Source organism: Bartonella sp. AP19HLJMH (assembly GCF_042196245.1).
Lineage (GTDB): Bacteria > Pseudomonadota > Alphaproteobacteria > Rhizobiales > Rhizobiaceae > Bartonella.
The window spans coordinates 1-520 of record NZ_JBHIPX010000113.1 but is presented as its reverse complement, the minus strand read 5'-3'; the positions used below and the strand labels follow the sequence as shown (position 1 = coordinate 520).

At 36.3% G+C, this 520-nt stretch carries 1 protein-coding gene and 1 pseudogene; both read right to left on the bottom strand.

The window, feature by feature from the left end; translation table 11 throughout:
* Positions 1 to 65: 65 nt before the first annotated feature.
* The gene (locus ACFINR_RS09670) at positions 66 to 284 is read right to left on the bottom strand and encodes a hypothetical protein (RefSeq protein WP_375654261.1); all 219 of its coding nucleotides are present in this window, start codon (positions 282 to 284) and stop codon (positions 66 to 68) included.
* 26 nt (positions 285 to 310) lie between these two features.
* Positions 311 to 520: pseudogene (locus ACFINR_RS09665) on the bottom strand (hypothetical protein); the annotation flags it as partial.

Here is a 520-nt window from a genome sequence, read left to right as displayed (position 1 = left end):
TGAGAACTTTATTCATCAATATTTCCCCTTTTTCCTTTCAGTTTTACAAGTTTTGAGCACAATCTTTAAATTCTGCTATGTTCTGGTTTTTTATAACCAGTGATGATAAATCTAGAGCAGCGACATAATGTTGCCATAAATATATTATAGAGTGCATAAAGCTCTTTAAGTTGAGCAGCTAAAGCGCAATAGCGATGTGTAATGGCGCTATCCATTGTTTTTGTAAGGGAATGCATTACAGTATTATCTATCCAAGTGAATATGCCTTTGCTTTCTACTGCCATTGAGATGCTCCGCTCTTCATTGTGTCTTAATGGTTATTTTGTTGTTCTTCTGCCGCGCGCTCTTTCGCTCTTCGTTCTTCCTCAGCACGCTCTTTTGCTCTTTGTTCAGCAAGGAATTTTTGATTCTCTTCTCTCATTTTTTTAATTCTGGCTCTCATTTCAGCTTTCAATTTTTCCATTGATTTGCGATTTTCTTCGTCAATTTTACGACTTCTTTCTGCTGCTTTTGCTTCATA

What these genes read in the sequence shown, in the direction of transcription:
- ACFINR_RS09670 (WP_375654261.1), bottom strand. Translation starts at nt 284, where the DNA reads ATGGCAGTAGAAAGCAAAGGCATATTCACTTGGATAGATAATACTGTA.